We start from the raw sequence: 17,070 nt of genomic DNA on the forward strand, positions 1-17,070 counted from the left end.
TGGCCTCATGACAACTCGGTTGATCGTCGTGGATGACGACCCGCTCGTACGGGCAGGACTGGCCTTCATGCTCGGGGGTGCGGACGACCTCGAGATCGTGGGGGAGGGGGCCGACGGCTCCGAGGTCGGGGCGCTCGTCGACCGGCTCTCGCCCGATGTGGTGCTGATGGACATTCGGATGCCGGTCGTGGACGGCCTCACCGCCACCGAGACGCTCCGCCGCCGCCCCGAGGCGCCCGAGATCATCGTCCTGACCACCTTCCACGCCGATGAACAGGTGCTGCGCGCGCTGCGGGCGGGCGCGGCCGGATTCGTACTGAAGGACACTCCGCCCACCGAGATCGTCGCGGCGGTACGACGGGTGGCCGCCGGCGATCCGGTCCTCTCCCCGGCCGTCACCCGCCAGTTGGTGACGCACGTGGCGGGGCGCACGCACGAGACCCGCAGAGCCGCGGCGACCGAGCGGCTCACCTCGCTGGCGGAACGCGAACGGGAGGTGGCGGTCGCCGTCGGCCGCGGCCGGTCCAACGCCGAGATCGCGGCGACGCTCTTTATGAGCGTGCCGACGGTCAAGACGCATGTCTCCCGCATCCTGGCCAAACTGGGCCTCAACAACCGTGTCCAGATCGCTCTGTTGGCCCACGATGCCGGTCTGCTCGACGAGGAGGAGCCGACGTAGGCTGACGCGATGACAATCGTCGATCTCGGCGAGCACGGATCGGACTTCATCGCGAATCCGTATCCGTACTACGCCCGACTGCGCGAGTCCGGACCCGTCCATGAGGTGCGTCTGCCGAACGGTGAGGAGATCTGGCTGATCGTCGGCCATGAGGAGACGCGGACAGCGCTCGCCGATCCGCGGCTGTCCAAGTCGCCCGCCACGATTGGCGCGACGATGCTCGATGAACGCGTCATCGGCCCGCATCTGCTGGTCCTCGATCCGCCGGACCACACCAGGCTGCGCAAGCTCGTCGTCCGCGAATTCACCGCGCGCCGGGTGGAGAGCCTGCGCCCCCGCATTCAGCAGATCACCGACGGGCTGCTCGACGCGATGCTGCCGGCCGGGCAAGGGGATCTGGTCGACGCGCTGGCCTTCCCTCTCCCCATCATCGTCATCTGCGAGCTGCTGGGCGTCCCGGCCGCCGATCGCGACGTGTTCCGGAAGTGGTCCAACGAGGTCGTGGCCCCGACAGGTCCCGCCGCCGAACAGGACGCCATCCATGAACTGGCCGCCTACCTCGACGAACTCATCGAGGACAAACGCTGCGGCCGCCCCACCGACGATCTGCTGTCCGCACTCATCCGCACCCGCGCCGAGGACGACGACCGGTTCTCAGTCGCCGAACTGCGCGCTCTTGCCTATCTCTTGCTGATCGCCGGCCATGAGACGACCGTCAATCTGATCTCCAACGGCGTACGGGCTCTGCTCGACCACCCCCGTCAGCTGGCCGCTCTGCGCGCCGACTTCGCGCTCCTGGACGGAGCGGTCGAGGAGATGCTGCGCTATGACGGCCCGGTGGAGACCGGCACACTTCGCTTCACCGCCGTCCCGGTCCCGATCGGCGACACCGTGATCCCGGCCGGCGAGGCGGTGCTCGTCGGCATCGCCGCAGGCGACCACGACCCCGCCCGCTATCCCTCTCCCGACCGCTTCGACATCCGCCGCGACACCCGCGGACATCTCGCTTTCGGCCACGGCATCCATTACTGCCTGGGCGCGCCGCTGGCCCGTATGGAGGGCAGGATCGCCGTCCGTACTCTGCTGGAACGCTGCCCGGACCTGGCCCTCGACCCTGCTGCCGGTCCGCTCGACTGGGTGCCCGGCATGCTGATGCGCGGGGTGCGCAGGCTCCCGGTGCGGTGGTAGCGCACGATGGGCGAGTGAGCGCTTGACCGGACTCATCCGTCCCGACCTCCCAAGGAGCACGATGCCCGGACTTGACCTCGAAGCGGCCCGGAAGGTTCTCGAAAGCCAGCCGTTCAGCCGGCTGCTCCAGGCACGGATCACCGCTTTCGGCGGCGGCGAGGCCGTGCTCGAGGTGGACATCCGCGAAGAGCTGCACCAGCAGAACGGCTATCTGCACGGAGGAGTGCTCGCGTACGCCGCCGACAACTCCATCAGCTTTGCCGCCGGTACGACCCTCGGGCCCGCGGTGCTGACCGGCGGCTTCTCCGTCCAGTACATCCGCCCGGCGACCGGGCGCACCCTGGTGGCCCGCGCCGCCGTCGTGCATACCGGCCGCCGTCAGGCCGTCGTCCGCTGCGATCTGTCCGCGGTGAACGCGGACGGCGAAGAGACGCTCTGCGCCGTCGCGCAGGGCACCGTACTGTCCGCGCAGCAGTCCTGAGGGGGAAACCATGACCACCGAAGCCGCCGTCGTCGATCTTGCCGCGCTGGGCGAGGACTTCACCCGCGACCCCTATCCCGTCTACGCCGGGTTACGGGCCCGGGGCCCGGTCCACCGGATACAGATGCCCGAGGGCTACGCGGCCTGGCTCATCGTCGGACACGAAGCGGGGCGTTCCGCGCTCGCCGATCCGCGGCTGTCCAAGGAGTGGCGCAATGTCTCGCCGGAGCTCGGAATCCGCCAGATCTCCTCGGGTCTCACCATGCTCAGCTCCGACGCGCCGCTGCACACCCGGCTGCGCAAGCTGGTCGTGCGCGAGTTCACGACGCGGCGGGTGGAGCAACTCGCCCCACGCGTCCAGGAGATCACCGACCGGCTGCTGGACGAGATGGTGCCCACCGGGCGCGCCGACCTGGTGGAAGCGCTCTCCTTCCCGCTGCCCATGGCCGTCATCTGCGAGCTGCTCGGCGTGCCGTTCCTGGACCGGGACACCTTCCGGTCCTGGTCCAACACGGTGCTCTCCGCGGCTGACCGCGACGCGCGGAGGGATGCGTCCGCGAAGATGACGCAGTACCTGACGCAGCTGCTCGCCGACAAGCGCGGGCAGCGCGGCGACGACCTGATGAGCGCGCTGATCCATACGGCGGACGAGGACGGCGACCGGCTCGGCGGAGAGGAACTGCTGGGCATGGCCTGGCTGCTGCTCGTCGCCGGGCACGAGACCACCGTCAACCTCATCTCCAACGGGGTGCTCGCCCTGCTCTCCCACCCTGACCAACTGGCCGCTCTGCGTGCCGACTTCTCGCTGCTCGACGGCGCGGTCGAGGAGATGCTGCGCTACGAAGGACCGCTGGAGACGCCGACGTACCGCTTCACCACCGAGCCCCTGGAGATCGGCGGCACGACGATCCCGGGCGGTGGCGAACTGGTGCTGATCGCCCTGGCGGACGCCGATCGTGACCCGGCACGCTTCCCCGACCCGGACCGCTTCGACATCCGGCGCGACAGCCGCGGCCACCTCGCCTTCGGGCACGGGATCCACTACTGCCTGGGCGCCCCGCTGGCCAGGCTGGAGGCGCGGATCGCGATCCGTTCGCTGCTGGAGCGCTGCCCCGGCCTGGTGCTGGACGCGCATCCGGCGGCCCTGACCTGGCGGACCGGCATGCTGATCCGCGGGCCGGAGAGCCTGCCGGTCAGCTGGTAGCGACGTGTAGTCAGTTGCGGCCGGTCGGTCGGTAAGCCGGTGGGCCGGTCGGTCGGCCGACTTGGTCCGTCAGCCGGTCGGTCGGCCGACTCGGTCCGTCAGCCGGTGGGCCGGTCGTCAGCCGGAGGGGATCTCCTCGAGCCGCACCGGACGGCGCTCCCGGCGCGACAGCTCGCACGCTTCCGCGATCCGCAGCGCCGTCAGCGCCTCCCACCCGTCGCACGGGTTCTCCGCCTCGCCCTGAACCATCCGTACGAACGCGTCCAGCTCCGCCTCGTACGCCGGGGCGAACCGCTCCAGGAAGCCGGGCCACGGCTTGTCCGCCGCGGGCGGGCCCTTGGGCTCGGTCGAGCTGATCGGCGTTCGGTCGTCCAGTCCGACCGCGACCGTGTCGAGCTCGCCGGCCAGCTCCATCCGTACGTCGTAGCCCGCGCCGTTGCAGCGGGTGGCCGTGGCGGTGGCCAGCGTCCCGTCGTCCAGAGTGAGCACCGCCGCCGCCGTGTCGACGTCGCCTGCCTCGCGGAACATCGCGGGCCCGGCGTCCGAACCGGTCGCGTACACCTCCACGACCTCGTGACCCGTCACCCAGCGCAGGATGTCGAAGTCATGGACCAGACAGTCGCGGAACAGGCCGCCGGAGAGCGGCAGATACGCGGCGGGCGGCGGCGTGGGGTCGGAGGTGATGGCCCGTACGGTGTGCAGCCTGCCGAGCGCACCCGACCGTACGACTTCGCGTGCCTTCGTGTAGCCCGCGTCGAACCGTCGCATGAAGCCCAGCTGAAGCAGGGTGCCGGCCTGCTCGACCTCCTGGAGCGCGCTGAGCGTGCCAGGCAGGTCCAGCGCGATCGGCTTCTCGCAGAAGGTGGGGAGACCGGCGCGGGCGGCGCGGGCGATGAGTTCGGCGTGGGCGGCGGTCGCCGAAGCGATCACCACGGCGTCCACGCCCCAGGTGAAGATCTCGTCGGCACTCGGCGCTGCGGTGGACCCGGTGCGCTCGGCGACCTCGGCCGCCCGTGCCGCGTCGGCATCAGCGACGACCAGTGAACCGACCTCTCGATGGCGGCTGAGCACGCTGGCGTGGAAGGAGCCGATACGTCCCGTACCGATAAGTCCGATGCGCATGGCCTAAAGGTGCTGCCCGGCCGACCGCCATGTCAAGACTTTGTCCTGACAACCGAACCTCACGACTTCCCGTCAACATTTACTGCGACTACGCTCGCTCCGTGCCCAAGCAGCCCAGACACGTGACGGACCCGTCCCTGTCTCTCCAGCTGAGCGTGGACCGCACCAGTCCGGTCCCGCTCTACTTCCAGCTGTCGCAGCAGCTGGAAGCAGCCATCGAGAGAGGGACCCTCACCCCTGGCAGCCTGCTCGGCAACGAGATTGAGCTCGCCAACCGGCTCGGGCTGTCCCGCCCGACCGTCCGCCAGGCCATCCAGTCCCTCGTCGACAAGGGCCTGCTGGTGCGCCGCAGGGGCGTCGGCACCCAGGTCGTGCACAGCCAGGTCAAGCGCCCGCTGGAGCTCAGCAGCCTCTACGACGACCTCGAGGCGGCCGGTCAGCGCCCGGCCACCATCGTTCTGCGCAATGCCTTCGAGCCCGCGAGTGCCGAGGTCGCGGCCGCCCTCGGGGTGCCGGAGGGCAGCGACGTCCAGCTGATCGAGCGACTGCGCTTCGCCCACGGCGAGCCCATGGCCCGGCTGCGCAACCATCTGCCGGCCGGCCTCTTCGAATGCGACACGGAGCGGCTCGAGGCAACCGGCCTGTACCGGATGATGCGGACCGCGGGGATCACCCTGCACAGCGCCCGGCAGTCGGTCGGGGCGCGGGCCGCCACCGAACTGGAGGCTGAGCTGTTGACCGAGGAGACCGGCGCTCCGCTGCTGACCATGGAACGGACGACCTTCGACGACACCGGCCGCGCGGTCGAGTTCGGCTCGCACATCTACCGCGCCTCGCGCTACGCCTTCGAGTTCCAGCTGCTCGTCCGGCCGTGACCCGGTCCCTGCCGTGACCCCGCCGACGGCGACTCCGCCGACCGGTTTCCGTGCCCGGCGGTGACCCGGCCCACCCGCACTATTCGGTCACGTAAGAATGTCATTCCCGTAAGAATGTTCGGACAAAGTCTTGACGGGGTCGCGGGACCGCCGTAAAAACTCACCCAGCCGCAACCGGGCGGCCGGGAGATAAGGCGGACCCACCATGCGTACCACCCGCACGGCAGCAGCCCTGCTCGCCACGTGTGCCCTGGTCGTCGTCGCAGGATGCAGCAGCTCCGGCGGCAAAGAGGCGAAGGACAGCCCCTCCAAGGGCGGCGGAGGCGGCGAGCCCGCCACCACCGGCCGGCTCAAGATCGCCATGGTGACCCACTCCGGCGAGGGCGACACCTTCTGGGACATCGTCCAGAGCGGCGCCAAGGTCGCGGCCCGCAAGGACAACGTCGAGTTCCTCTACGCCGCCAACAAGGAGGGCAAGGAGCAGGCCCAGCTCGTCCAGACCTACATCGACCAGAAGGTCGACGGCATCGTCGTCACCCTCGCCAAGCCGGAGGCGGTCAAGGAGGTCGTCAAGAAGGCCGTCGCGGCAGGCATACCCGTCGTCACGATCAACTCCGGCGCCGAGTTCTCCAAGGAGATCGGCGCGCTCAGCCACATCGGCCAGGACGAGTCCGTGGCCGGCGAGGCCGTCGGCGAGGAGCTCAACAAGCGCGGCAAGAAGAAGGCGATCTGCGTCATCCACGAGCAGGGAAATGTCTCGCTCGAGGCCCGCTGCGCAGGAGTGAAGAAGACCTTCAAGGGCACCGTCGAGAACCTCAACGTCGAAGGCACCAATATGCCCGCCTCCACCTCCTCCATCGAGGCGAAGCTGCAGAGTGCCAAGGGCATCGACGCGGTCGTCACGCTCGGCGCTCCGTTCGCCGCCGCATCCGTGAAGGCCAAGGAGGGCGCGGGCTCCAGCGCCGAGGTCAACACCTTTGACCTCAACGCCGAAGTGGTCAAGCAGCTCAAGGCCAAGCAGATCGGCTTCGCCGTCGACCAGCAGCCCTACCTCCAGGGCTACCTCGCCATCGACGAACTGTGGCTCAACAAGACCAACGGCAATGTGATCGGCGGCGGCAAGCCGATCCTCACCGGTCCCGCCCTCGTCACCGAGAAGGACGTGCCGGCCCTGGAGAAGCTGACCGCCGACGGCACCCGATGACCTACCCGGCATACCCGATGCCCACCCTCCGACCTGCTGTGACACATACTTGGGCGGCCGGGGCGCGTCATCACGCCGCCCGGCCGCACCGAGAATCACAGCGAGTACGGCAAGAAGGGCACGGCGTCGTGGCTAGGGCAAGGACAGGGGTACGCGCGCTCGGCGCGGTGCTGGCGGCGGTACTCGGAGCCTCCCTCGCGGGATGCAGCAGCACCGGCGGCAAGCGTGCGGAGGACGCCCGCAAGGCACAGGCCGCCGCCGGCAAGTCCGCGGTGACCACCCCTCGCTGGACCTTCGCCATGGTGACCCACTCCGGTGACGGCGACACCTTCTGGGACATCGTCCAGAACGGCGCCGAGCAGGCCGCCGTCAAGGACAACATCAACTTCCTCTACTCGCACAACGACGAGGGCCAGCAGCAGGCCCAGCTCGTCCAGGCGGCCATCGACAAGAAGGTCGACGGCCTGATCGTCTCGCTCGCCAAGCCCGACGCGATGAAGGACGTCATCGTCAAGGCCGAGAAGGCCGGCATCCCGGTGATCACCGTCAACTCGGGCTCCGAACAGTCCAAGGCGTACGGCGCACTCACCCATATCGGCCAGGACGAGACGATCGCCGGCGAGGCCGTCGGCGACGAGCTCGACAAGCGCGGCAAGAAGAAGGCCCTGTGCGTGCTGCACGAACAGGGCAATGTCGGCCATGAGCAGCGCTGCGCCGGAGCGAAGAAGGCCTTCGGCGGCCGGCTCCAGAACCTGTACGTCGACGGCACCAACATGCCCGACGTCCAGGCGTCCATCGAGGCGAAGCTCCAGGCGGACCCCTCCATCGACTCCGTCGTCACCCTCGGCGCGCCGTTCGCGGATGCCGCCGTCCAGGCCAGGAAGACCGCGGAGAGCAAGGCCGAGGTCGACACCTTCGACCTCAACGCCAAGGTCGCCACCGCTCTGACGGCCGGCACGCTCGGCTTCGCCGTCGACCAGCAGCCGTACCTCCAGGGGTACGAGGCCGTGGATCTGCTGTGGCTCTACAAGTACAACGCCGATGTCCTGGGGGGCGGGCGGCCCGTCCTCACCGGACCGCAGATCATCACCAAGAACGACGCCGCCGAGCTTCAGGAATACACGGAGCGGGGGACCCGATGAGCGCTACCGCACCAACTGCCACACCGGACAGGACACCGGACAAGACCGACGAGCGGCTGCTGCGCACCTCGCCGCTGCGCAAGCTGCTGGGCCGGCCCGAGCTGGGCTCGGTCGTCGGCGCCGTGGCGGTCTTCATCTTCTTCTCGTTCGTCGCCGACTCGTTCCTGCGGGCGTCCAGCCTCTCCACCGTGCTGTACGCGGCCTCGACCCTCGGCATCATGGCCGTACCGGTCGCGCTGCTGATGATCGGCGGCGAGTTCGATCTCTCGGCCGGCGTCCTGGTGACCAGCTCCGCGCTGGTCTCCTCGATGTTCAGCTACCAGATGACGGCGAACGTCTGGGTCGGCGTATTCGTCTCACTGCTCGTCACGCTCGCCGTCGGGGTCTTCAACGGCTTCATGCTGACCCGTACGAAACTGCCCAGCTTCATCATCACGCTCGGTACGTTCCTGATGCTGACCGGCCTCAACCTCGGCTTCACCAAGCTGATCAGCGGCACGGTCTCGACGAAGTCCATCGCCGACATGGAGGGCTTCGAGTCGGCCAAGAAGCTCTTCGCCTCACAGCTCACCCTCGGTGACGTCACGCTGAAGGTGACCATCCTGTGGTGGTTCGTGCTGGTGGCGCTGGCCACCTGGATCCTGCTGCGTACCCGCTTCGGCAACTGGGTCTTCGCGGTCGGCGGCGGTGCCGACGCGGCCCGCGCGGTCGGTGTCCCGGTCAACCGGACCAAGATCGGCCTCTATATGGGCGTCGCCTTCGCCGCCTGGGTCTCCGGCCAGCATCTCCTCTTCTCGTTCGATGTGGTGCAGTCCGGCGAGGGCGTCGGCAATGAGCTGACGTACATCATTGCGGCCGTCATCGGAGGCTGTCTGATCACCGGCGGCTACGGCTCGGCGATCGGCTCCGCGGTCGGCGCGTTCATCTTCGGCATGACCAGCAAGGGCATCGTGTACGCGGAGTGGAACCCGGACTGGTTCAAGTTCTTCCTCGGAGCGATGCTCCTTCTGGCCACCCTGCTCAACGCATGGGTCCGCAAGCGTGCGGAGGCAAGCAAATGACGGCCCTCGTCGAGCTCGACAACGTCAGTAAGTACTACGGCAATATCCGTGCGCTGGAAGGCGTCTCGCTCGAGGTCCACGCCGGGGAGATCTCCTGTGTGCTCGGCGACAACGGCGCCGGCAAGTCCACCCTGATCAAGATCATCGCGGGTCTGCACCGGCACGACGCGGGCACCTTCCTGATCGAGGGGGAGCAGGCGAGCCTGGCCAGCCCGCGCGAAGCCCTCGACCGTGGCATCGCCACGGTCTACCAGGACCTCGCCGTCGTACCGCTGATGCCGGTCTGGCGGAACTTCTTCCTCGGCTCCGAGCCGACCAAGGGCGCGGGCCCCTTCAAGCGTCTCGACGTCGAGCTGATGCGTGAGACGACCCGCTCCGAGCTGCTGCGCATGGGCATCGACCTGCGCGATGTCGACCAGCCCATCGGGACGCTCTCCGGCGGTGAGCGCCAGTGCGTGGCGATCGCCCGGGCTGTCTACTTCGGCGCGAAGGTCCTGGTCCTGGACGAGCCGACCGCCGCGCTCGGCGTCAAGCAGTCCGGCGTCGTACTGAAGTATGTGGCGGCGGCACGCGACGCCGGTCTGGGCGTCGTGCTGATCACCCACAACCCGCACCATGCCTATCTGGTCGGCGACCGCTTCGTACTGCTCAAGCGCGGCACCATGTCCGCAGCCCACACCAAGGACTCGGTCACCCTCGACGAGCTCACCCGGCAGATGGCGGGCGGCAGCGAGCTCGAGGACCTCCGCCATGAGCTGGAGCGGGCGCCGACACCCACCCACCTCGGCGGCCATCCGGTGAAGGACGAGCCCCCCACCGCGTAGTGCCCGCGGCAGGCCCGCTCCCCATCTCACCCCTGTCCGTGGGGCGCGGCCCGCGAGTCCCGCGCCTCGAACGCCGGCGAGGCTGGTTTTCGGGGCTCCGTCCCGGGCCCCGCTCCTCGATCGCCGGGGGTCTCGAGAAATCGACCCTGACCGGCGATTGAGGACACGCTGGAAGGATGTATCCGGAGGTCCGCGGGCTTGTCCCCGGTTCGGGAAGGGGCGGGTAGCGGGACTCGCCCCGCTCCGCGGCCACCTAACCGGAGCCGCACCCCGACCCGCCGGATGGCAGAATCGGGCCCGGTGGGCGCCGCCCACCCCGGGCCGTGACACCACCCGGCCCCCGACACTCCGCAGGGACATGAGCACGTACCGCGACTTCGCCCACCGAGGCTCCGCCCGCGCCACCGTCCTGAAGACCGTCGGCACCCGCGAGCGGCGCTCTCATCTCACCGCGCCCCGCGTTCCCACGGTCGGCATCGACATCGGCGGTACGAAGGTGATGGCGGGTGTCGTCGACGCCGACGGGGTCATCCTGGAGAAGATCCGCACCGAGACGCCGGACAAGTCCAAGAGCCCCAAGGTTGTCGAGGACACCATCTGCGAGCTGGTACTCGATCTCTCCGACCGTCACGATGTGCACGCCGTGGGTATCGGCGCGGCCGGCTGGGTCGACGCCGACCGCTCCAAAGTCCTATTCGCGCCCCATCTGGCCTGGCGCAACGAGCCCCTGCGTGACGCCGTCGCGGCCCGGCTCGCCGTGCCCGTACTGGTCGACAACGACGCCAACACCGCCGCCTGGGCGGAGTGGCGCTTCGGCGCGGGCCGTGGCGAGGACCATCTGGTGATGATCACCCTCGGTACCGGCATCGGCGGCGCGATCCTCGAGGACGGCCAGGTCAAGCGCGGCAAGTACGGAGTCGCGGGTGAGTTCGGTCATATGCAGGTCGTGCCCGGCGGACACCGCTGCCCCTGCGGCAACCGCGGCTGCTGGGAGCAGTACAGCTCCGGCAACGCGCTGGTGAGGGAGGCCCGCGAGCTGGCCGCCGCCGACTCCCCGGTCGCGCACAGTCTCATCGAGCGCGTCGGCGGCAACATTCACGAGATCACAGGCCCGCTCATCACCGAACTCGCCCGCGAGGGCGATGCCATGTGCATCGAGCTCTTCCAGGACATCGGGCAGTGGCTCGGCGTCGGCATCGCCAATCTCGCCGCCGCACTCGACCCCTCCTGCTTCGTCATCGGAGGCGGTGTCAGCGCCGCCGACGACCTGCTCATCGGGCCCGCCCGCGACGCCTTCCGCCGGAATCTCACCGGCCGCGGCTACCGCCCGGAGGCCCGAATCGCCAAAGCCCAGCTCGGCCCCGAGGCGGGTATGGTCGGCGCGGCCGACCTCGCGCGGCTCGTGGCGCGCCGCTTCCGCCGGGCCAACCGGCGCCGTGTGGAGCGCCATGAGCGGTACGAGCGCTATGCGCAGGCCATCCGTAACTCCAGCACCACCCGCCCCACCCAGGAACCGTAGCCATGACCGTGCCCCGACAGTCCACGTCTCCGGACGAGAACGCCCACCCTCCCGAGGACCGGCGCCACAGGCTCCGTCGCCGCTGGCTGACGGCGATCATCATCGTGCTGCTCGTCGGCGTCCCGGCCGGCTATCTGGTGATCTCCGCCGAGCAGAGCCGCGACAGCGGCCGGGACAAGGAGGCCGAGTCCTCGGCCACCAGCCTGCGGGAGACCTGGCCCTCCCAGACGAAGCGCCGCGTCTTCGAGGTGCCGATCCCGCCGAAGTCCACGGACGTGGCCTACTACGAGACGAGCAACTGGAAGACCAGCCGGCTGTTCGCGCAGTTCCGCACCACCTCCGCCGGGCTCGACCTGTTCCTGGAGGGCGTCGGGACGAGCCGCGCCAAGCTCCACGCGGGCGCGGTCACCATCAGCGCGCGCGACGCCGAGACGGCCGGTTGGGACTTCAGCGCCGGGCACGCCGACTGGGTGGGCACCAGCCACCCGCAGAAGGACCCGCGGCCCACCCAGGACATCACCGTCGACCTGACCGATACGGCCCGCCCCAAGGTGTACGTCGTATCGACAGCGACCCCCTGACCGCACGACGAACCATTACTGGATAGCGTGGAGAGGGTGAGTGAGACGCAGACGCCCCCGAAGACCCTGCAGTACCGGATCGACGGTCCCGACGACGCCCCCGTGCTCATCCTCGGCCCCTCTCTGGGCACCACCTGGCACATGTGGGACCGGCAGATAGCCGACCTCTCCAGCCGGTGGCGGGTGTTCCGCTTCGATCTGCCCGGCCACGGCGGCGCGCCCGCCCATCCCGCCACCTCCGTCGCCGAGCTCGCCGACCGGCTGCTCGCGACGCTCGACGAGCTGGGCATCCAGCGCTTCGGTTACGCGGGCTGCTCCGTCGGTGGCGCGATCGGCATCGAACTGGCACTGCGCCACCCGCATCGGGTGGCATCCCTCGCGCTGGTCGCCGCGTCGCCCCGGTTCGGCACCGCCGACGAGTTCCGCCAGCGTGGCGTGATCGTCCGCACCAACGGCCTCGACCCGGTGGCGCGCACCGCGCCCGAGCGCTGGTTCACCCAGGGCTTCGCCTCCGCCCAGCCCGCGATCGTCGAGTGGGCCGTGCAGATGGTCCGCACCACCGACCCCGGCTGCTATATCGCCGCCTGCGAGGCGCTCGCGGCCTTCGACGTCCGCGGCGAACTCGGTCTGGTCGGAGTCCCCACGCTGGTCCTGGTCGGCTCCGAGGACCAGGTCACCGGGCCCGCCGAGGCCCGCACGCTGGTCGCCGGGATTCCGGACGCCCGGCTCGCGCTGGTCCCGGGAGCCTCCCACCTCGCCCCCGTCGAGCAGCCCGCCGCGGTCACCGATCTGCTCGAACGCCACTTCTCCACGGCGTGGCAGGACACGCTGTCGGCCATTCCGGTGCCGCCGGTCGTGCCCGCGGTCTCCGCACCCGTGGCACCCGTCGCCGAGATCGCCGCGGCCTCGCCCGAGCAGCCCCAGGCCGTGCGGACGGGGCGCCCCGATCCGTACATCGCCGGGATGAAGGTGCGCCGCGAGGTTCTCGGCGACGCGCATGTGGACCGGGCGACGGCCGCGGCCGACGACTTCACCGGCGACTTCCAGGAGCTGATCACCCGCTATGCCTGGGGCGAGGTCTGGACCCGCGAAGGCCTGGACAGACGCACCCGCAGCGTGGTGACGCTGACCGCACTGGTCGCGGGCGGACACCTGGACGAGCTGGCCTTCCACACCCGCGCCGCGCTGCGCAACGGACTGACCCCGGCCGAGATCCGGGAAGTCCTGATCCACGCGGCCGTGTACTGCGGCGTCCCCGCGGCGAATTCCGCCTTCAAGGTGGCGCAGGCCGTCATCCAGGAGGAGACCACCCCCAAGGCGTAGCAGGATGGGTGCATGAGGCTCACGAAGAAGACGCATGCCTGCATCCGGCTCGAGAAGGACGGGCAGACGCTCGTCATCGATCCGGGCACCTTCAGCGAACAGGACGCGGCCGTCGGCGCGGACGTCATCCTGGTCACCCACGAGCACCTCGACCACTTCAACGAGGACCGGCTGCGCGCCGCCCTCGAGGCGAACCCGGCAGCCGGGATCTGGACCTTGCGGAGCGTCGCCGAGAAGATCTCGGCGGCCTTCCCGGGCCGCGTCCACACGGTCGGCCACGGCGACACCTTCAGCGCGGCCGGCTTCGACGTACAGGTCCACGGCGAGCTGCACGCCGTGATCCACCCCGACATTCCGAGGATCACCAATGTCGGCTATCTGGTCGACGGTTCGGTCTTCCACCCCGGTGACGCCCTCACCGTCCCGGACCATCCGGTCGAGACACTGATGATCCCGGTGCAGGCCCCGTGGAACAAGATCTCCGAGGTCATCGACTACGTACGTGAGGTGAAGCCGCGACGCGCCATCGACATCCACGACGCCCTGCTCACCGATCTGGCGCGGCCCATCTACGACAGTCAGATCGGCTCCCTGGGCGGCGCGGAACACGGCCGGCTGACCCCGGGCGAGGCGACCGATCTGTGAGGGCCGCACCCCTGACTGCAACCCCCTGACTGTCACCCCTGAACGCCGCGCCGCCGGCTGTCATACCCCCCGGATAGGCTGTCGGACATGCGCATCGCCACCTGGAACGTCAACTCGATCACCGCTCGGCTGCCCCGGCTGCTGGCCTGGCTGGAGAGCAGCGGCACGGACGTGCTGTGCATCCAGGAGACCAAGTGCACCGAGGCGCAGTTCCCCGTCGAGGAGCTGCGAGAGCTCGGCTACGAGTCCGCGGTCAACGCCAACGGCAGGTGGAACGGCGTGGCGGTGGTCTCCCGGGCCGGCCTGGACGAGGTCGTCAGGGGCCTGCCCGGCGGACCGGACTACGAGGGCGTGCAGGAGCCGCGGGCGATCTCCGCGACCTGCGACGGAGTCCGCGTCCAGTCGGTCTATGTGCCCAACGGCCGCGAGGTCGCCCACGATCACTACGCGTACAAGCTGCGCTGGCTGGAGGCGCTGAAGGCCTCGGTCGCCGAGGACGCGGCGGGCGGGCGCCCGTTCGCCGTCCTCGGCGACTTCAATATCGCACCGACCGACGAGGACGTCTGGGATCCGGCGCTCTTCGAGGGCGCCACGCATGTCACCCCGGCCGAGCGTGCGGCGCTCACCGGGCTGCGCGAGGCGGGGCTGTCCGATGTGATGCCCCGCCCGCTGAAGTACGACCGCCCCTACACCTACTGGGACTACCGCCAGCTGTGCTTCCCCAAGAACAAGGGCATGCGCATCGACCTGGTCTACGGCAACGAAGCCTTCACCAAAGCGGTCAAGGACAGCTATGTCGACCGCGAGGAGCGCAAGGGCAAGGGCGCCTCGGATCACGCACCTGTTGTTGTCGATCTGGACATCTGACGGAGGTTGACGCGCGCCCTGTGGTGCGTACGGCGGCGGGGATGCGAGGCTGAGTGGTATGAACATCCCTTTCTTGGACAACTGGCTCAAGCGGCACGGCGGTGACCTGGAGGAGAAGGCGCTCACCGCCGGAGCCGAGAACGACCCGGAGAGAGCGGCGGCCATCGCCGAGCTGCTCTCCGAGTGTGAGCTGCTGCGTGTCCGAGCAGGGCAGGCCGGGCTCGAACTGGACGACTCCCCGGCCTCGTTGACCGCCCTCGACCAGTTGCCGCCACGCTGGCGCGACGACCCGGAGGAACTGCCCTGGCTGGGTAACGACGCGGGTCTCTACCTCGGCACCGTGATCGTCCGTACGGTCCCCGGCGCGACGTGGCACATCTGGCCGGCCGGCCATCCAGTGGTGCGGCTCGTCTCCGGCCGTGAGATCGGCGTGGTGGAAGCGGGTCTTGACTGGGCGGTCAACGGAGCGCCCGAGCTCTCCCAGGTCTACGCCGAAGCGGCCGAAGCCTGACGTCGCGCGGGGCTCGCCGATCCGGCGACGATCATGCGCAGCCGTGATTAATACGGCTTATGCCCTATTTATGCGTGTCGAGTGCGAAGTCTCTTATCGGGCTGGATAGTTTGCGCTGACCTCGACACAGCTGAGAGTGGGTGGGGCTGCGTATGGCCGTCGATCCGTTGATCGAGCTGCGTAACGTCAACAAGCACTACGGACAGTTGCACGTTCTCCAGGACATCAGTCTCACCGTCGGACGCGGTGAGGTTGTTGTGGTCATCGGCCCCTCCGGTTCCGGCAAATCGACGCTCTGCCGTACGGTCAACCGGCTCGAGACGATCGAGTCGGGTCACATCACCATCGACGGACAGCCGCTGCCCGATGAGGGCCGCGCGCTCGCCAGGCTCCGCGCCGACGTCGGCATGGTCTTCCAGTCCTTCAACCTCTTCGCCCACAAGACGGTGCTGGAGAATGTCTCGCTCGCGCCCGTCAAGGTCCGCCGCCGCAAGAAGGACGAGGCGGACAGGCGCTCCCGCGAACTCCTGGAACGCGTAGGCCTCGCCGACCAGGCCGAGAAGTACCCGGCTCAGCTCTCCGGAGGCCAGCAGCAGCGCGTGGCCATCGCCCGCGCGCTCGCCATGGACCCCAAGGTCATGCTCTTCGACGAGCCGACCTCGGCCCTCGACCCGGAAATGATCAACGAGGTGCTGGAGGTCATGCAGCAGCTCGCCCGCGAGGGAATGACCATGGTCGTCGTCACCCACGAGATGGGCTTCGCCCGCTCCGCCGCGAATCGCGTCGTCTTCATGGCGGACGGCCGCGTCGTCGAGGACCGCAGTCCGGAGGACTTCTTCACCAACCCCGAGAGCGGCCGCGCCAAGGACTTTCTCTCCAAGATCCTCAAGCACTGACCGGGGGTGCAGGACTCATGACGCGTAACGGACGTATGAGACGTGCTCTCGTGGCGACGGCACTCGTACTGGCCGTCGCCGCCACCGCGGCCTGCGGAAAGGAGGGCAGCCCGCCCGCCAAGGGCCCGCGGACCGACCGGCTGCCGCAGTACACCGTCGCCACCGGCTTCAAGCTGCCCGGCTCGCCGACCTGGAACAAGGCCAAGAAGCGCGGCCATCTCGTTGTGGGCGCCAAGGAGGACCAGCCCTACCTGGGTGAGAAGGACCCGGCGAGCGGGCGCTACACCGGGTTCGACATCGAGATCGCCAAAATGGTCGCCGCCTCGATCGGTTTCGATCCGAACGCCATCGTGTTCAAGACGATCGCCTCGGCGAACCGCGAAACCGCGCTGCAGAACGGGCAGATCGACTACTACGTCGGCACCTACACCATCAACGACAACCGCAAGAAGCTCGTCGGCTTCGCAGGCCCCTACTACCTGGCCGGCCAGTCGCTCCTCGTACGGTCCGACGAGAACGACATCAAAGGCCCCCAGGACCTGGCCGGCAAGCGCGTCTGCTCGGCCGCCGGATCGACGCCGTACCAGCGGATCGAGGCCGACTACCCGAAGGCCGACCTCGTCGCCTACGACGCCTACTCCGTCTGCGTGGACAATCTGCTGACCTACCAGGTCGACGCCGTCACCACCGACGACGCCATCCTCACCGGCTACGCGGCCAAGGTGCCCGACGAGCTCAAGGTGGTCGGCAAGCCCTTCTCGGAGGAGCCGTACGGAATCGGCGTTCCGCGCAGCGACAACGCCCTGCGCTTCGCCATCGACGACGCCCTCGAGGCCAACGAGAAGAACGGGAACTGGAAGAAGGCCTACGACGCGACACTCGGCCTCTCCGGGGTGCCGGCCCCACAGCCGCCACCGATCGACCGCTACCCGGCGAGCTGAGGACATC

The 17,070-nt window shown here is 69.1% G+C and carries 18 protein-coding genes; 17 read left to right on the forward strand and 1 reads right to left on the reverse strand.

The window, feature by feature from the left end; all coding sequences use genetic code 11:
• Positions 1 to 7 precede the first annotated feature (7 nt).
• The 4 genes from OG966_RS32490 to OG966_RS32505 all read left to right on the forward strand — a co-directional run bounded on the left by OG966_RS32490 (position 8) and on the right by OG966_RS32505 (position 3,552).
• Positions 8 to 679 (forward strand): response regulator transcription factor, encoded by a 672-nt coding sequence (locus OG966_RS32490; RefSeq protein ID WP_326653572.1) that lies wholly within the window; start codon positions 8 to 10, stop codon positions 677 to 679.
• Positions 680 to 688: 9 nt separating this feature from the next.
• Entirely contained in the window at positions 689 to 1,867 is a 1,179-nt protein-coding gene (locus OG966_RS32495) for a cytochrome P450 family protein (protein WP_326653573.1), read from the forward strand.
• Between the two features lie 61 nt (positions 1,868 to 1,928).
• Entirely contained in the window at positions 1,929 to 2,348 is a 420-nt protein-coding gene (locus OG966_RS32500) for a PaaI family thioesterase (RefSeq protein WP_326653574.1), read from the forward strand.
• A 10-nt stretch (positions 2,349 to 2,358) separates the two neighbouring features.
• Positions 2,359 to 3,552 (forward strand): cytochrome P450 family protein, encoded by a 1,194-nt coding sequence (locus OG966_RS32505; protein WP_326653575.1) that lies wholly within the window; start codon positions 2,359 to 2,361, stop codon positions 3,550 to 3,552.
• Between the two features lie 117 nt (positions 3,553 to 3,669).
• Here the strand turns inward: OG966_RS32505 and OG966_RS32510 are convergent, their stop codons facing one another.
• Complete coding sequence (locus OG966_RS32510) at positions 3,670 to 4,674, reverse strand: Gfo/Idh/MocA family protein (protein ID WP_326653576.1); 1,005 nt, start codon at positions 4,672 to 4,674, stop codon at positions 3,670 to 3,672.
• A 155-nt stretch (positions 4,675 to 4,829) separates the two neighbouring features.
• Between OG966_RS32510 and OG966_RS32515 the strand changes: the two genes are divergently transcribed.
• The 13 genes from OG966_RS32515 (at position 4,830) to OG966_RS32575 (ending at position 17,063) form a co-directional block, all read left to right on the forward strand.
• Positions 4,830 to 5,549 (forward strand): GntR family transcriptional regulator, encoded by a 720-nt coding sequence (locus tag OG966_RS32515; RefSeq protein WP_326655463.1) that lies wholly within the window; start codon positions 4,830 to 4,832, stop codon positions 5,547 to 5,549.
• Between the two features lie 205 nt (positions 5,550 to 5,754).
• Positions 5,755 to 6,753 carry a sugar ABC transporter substrate-binding protein gene (locus tag OG966_RS32520; RefSeq protein WP_326653577.1) on the forward strand — a complete coding sequence of 333 codons (999 nt, stop codon included), beginning with the start codon at positions 5,755 to 5,757 and terminating at the stop codon, positions 6,751 to 6,753.
• 128 nt (positions 6,754 to 6,881) lie between these two features.
• Positions 6,882 to 7,895 (forward strand): sugar ABC transporter substrate-binding protein, encoded by a 1,014-nt coding sequence (locus OG966_RS32525; protein WP_326653578.1) that lies wholly within the window; start codon positions 6,882 to 6,884, stop codon positions 7,893 to 7,895.
• Positions 7,892 to 8,956 (forward strand): ABC transporter permease, encoded by a 1,065-nt coding sequence (locus tag OG966_RS32530; RefSeq protein WP_326653579.1) that lies wholly within the window; start codon positions 7,892 to 7,894, stop codon positions 8,954 to 8,956. Before OG966_RS32525 ends, OG966_RS32530 begins: the two co-directional genes overlap by 4 nt.
• A complete protein-coding gene (locus OG966_RS32535) occupies positions 8,953 to 9,780 on the forward strand; it encodes an ATP-binding cassette domain-containing protein (protein WP_326653580.1) in 828 nt (275 codons plus the stop codon). The genes OG966_RS32530 and OG966_RS32535 overlap by 4 nt, the downstream gene beginning before the upstream one ends.
• A gap of 358 nt (positions 9,781 to 10,138) precedes the next feature.
• Positions 10,139 to 11,299, forward strand: coding sequence for an ROK family glucokinase (locus OG966_RS32540; protein WP_326653581.1), 1,161 nt, complete (start codon positions 10,139 to 10,141; stop codon positions 11,297 to 11,299).
• Between the two features lie 2 nt (positions 11,300 to 11,301).
• On the forward strand, positions 11,302 to 11,880 hold the full coding sequence (locus tag OG966_RS32545) for a hypothetical protein (RefSeq protein WP_326653583.1): 579 nt from the start codon (positions 11,302 to 11,304) through the stop codon (positions 11,878 to 11,880).
• A 36-nt stretch (positions 11,881 to 11,916) separates the two neighbouring features.
• Positions 11,917 to 13,203, forward strand: a complete 1,287-nt coding sequence (pcaDC, locus tag OG966_RS32550; RefSeq protein WP_406730595.1) for a bifunctional 3-oxoadipate enol-lactonase/4-carboxymuconolactone decarboxylase PcaDC — start codon at positions 11,917 to 11,919, stop codon at positions 13,201 to 13,203.
• A gap of 12 nt (positions 13,204 to 13,215) precedes the next feature.
• Positions 13,216 to 13,848: an MBL fold metallo-hydrolase gene (locus OG966_RS32555; RefSeq protein ID WP_326653585.1), complete on the forward strand. Its 633-nt coding sequence runs from the start codon at positions 13,216 to 13,218 to the stop codon at positions 13,846 to 13,848.
• Positions 13,849 to 13,935: 87 nt separating this feature from the next.
• On the forward strand, positions 13,936 to 14,715 hold the full coding sequence (locus OG966_RS32560) for an exodeoxyribonuclease III (protein ID WP_326653586.1): 780 nt from the start codon (positions 13,936 to 13,938) through the stop codon (positions 14,713 to 14,715).
• A 58-nt stretch (positions 14,716 to 14,773) separates the two neighbouring features.
• Entirely contained in the window at positions 14,774 to 15,226 is a 453-nt protein-coding gene (locus OG966_RS32565) for a DUF6278 family protein (protein WP_326653587.1), read from the forward strand.
• 152 nt (positions 15,227 to 15,378) lie between these two features.
• A complete protein-coding gene (locus OG966_RS32570; protein ID WP_326653588.1) occupies positions 15,379 to 16,122 on the forward strand; it encodes an amino acid ABC transporter ATP-binding protein in 744 nt (247 codons plus the stop codon).
• 35 nt (positions 16,123 to 16,157) lie between these two features.
• On the forward strand, positions 16,158 to 17,063 hold the full coding sequence (locus OG966_RS32575) for a glutamate ABC transporter substrate-binding protein (RefSeq protein ID WP_326653589.1): 906 nt from the start codon (positions 16,158 to 16,160) through the stop codon (positions 17,061 to 17,063).
• The last annotated feature ends 7 nt before the right edge of the window (positions 17,064 to 17,070 follow it).

Source organism: Streptomyces sp. NBC_01750, from assembly GCF_035918095.1.
In the GTDB taxonomy this organism is placed as follows: Bacteria; Actinomycetota; Actinomycetes; order Streptomycetales; family Streptomycetaceae; genus Streptomyces.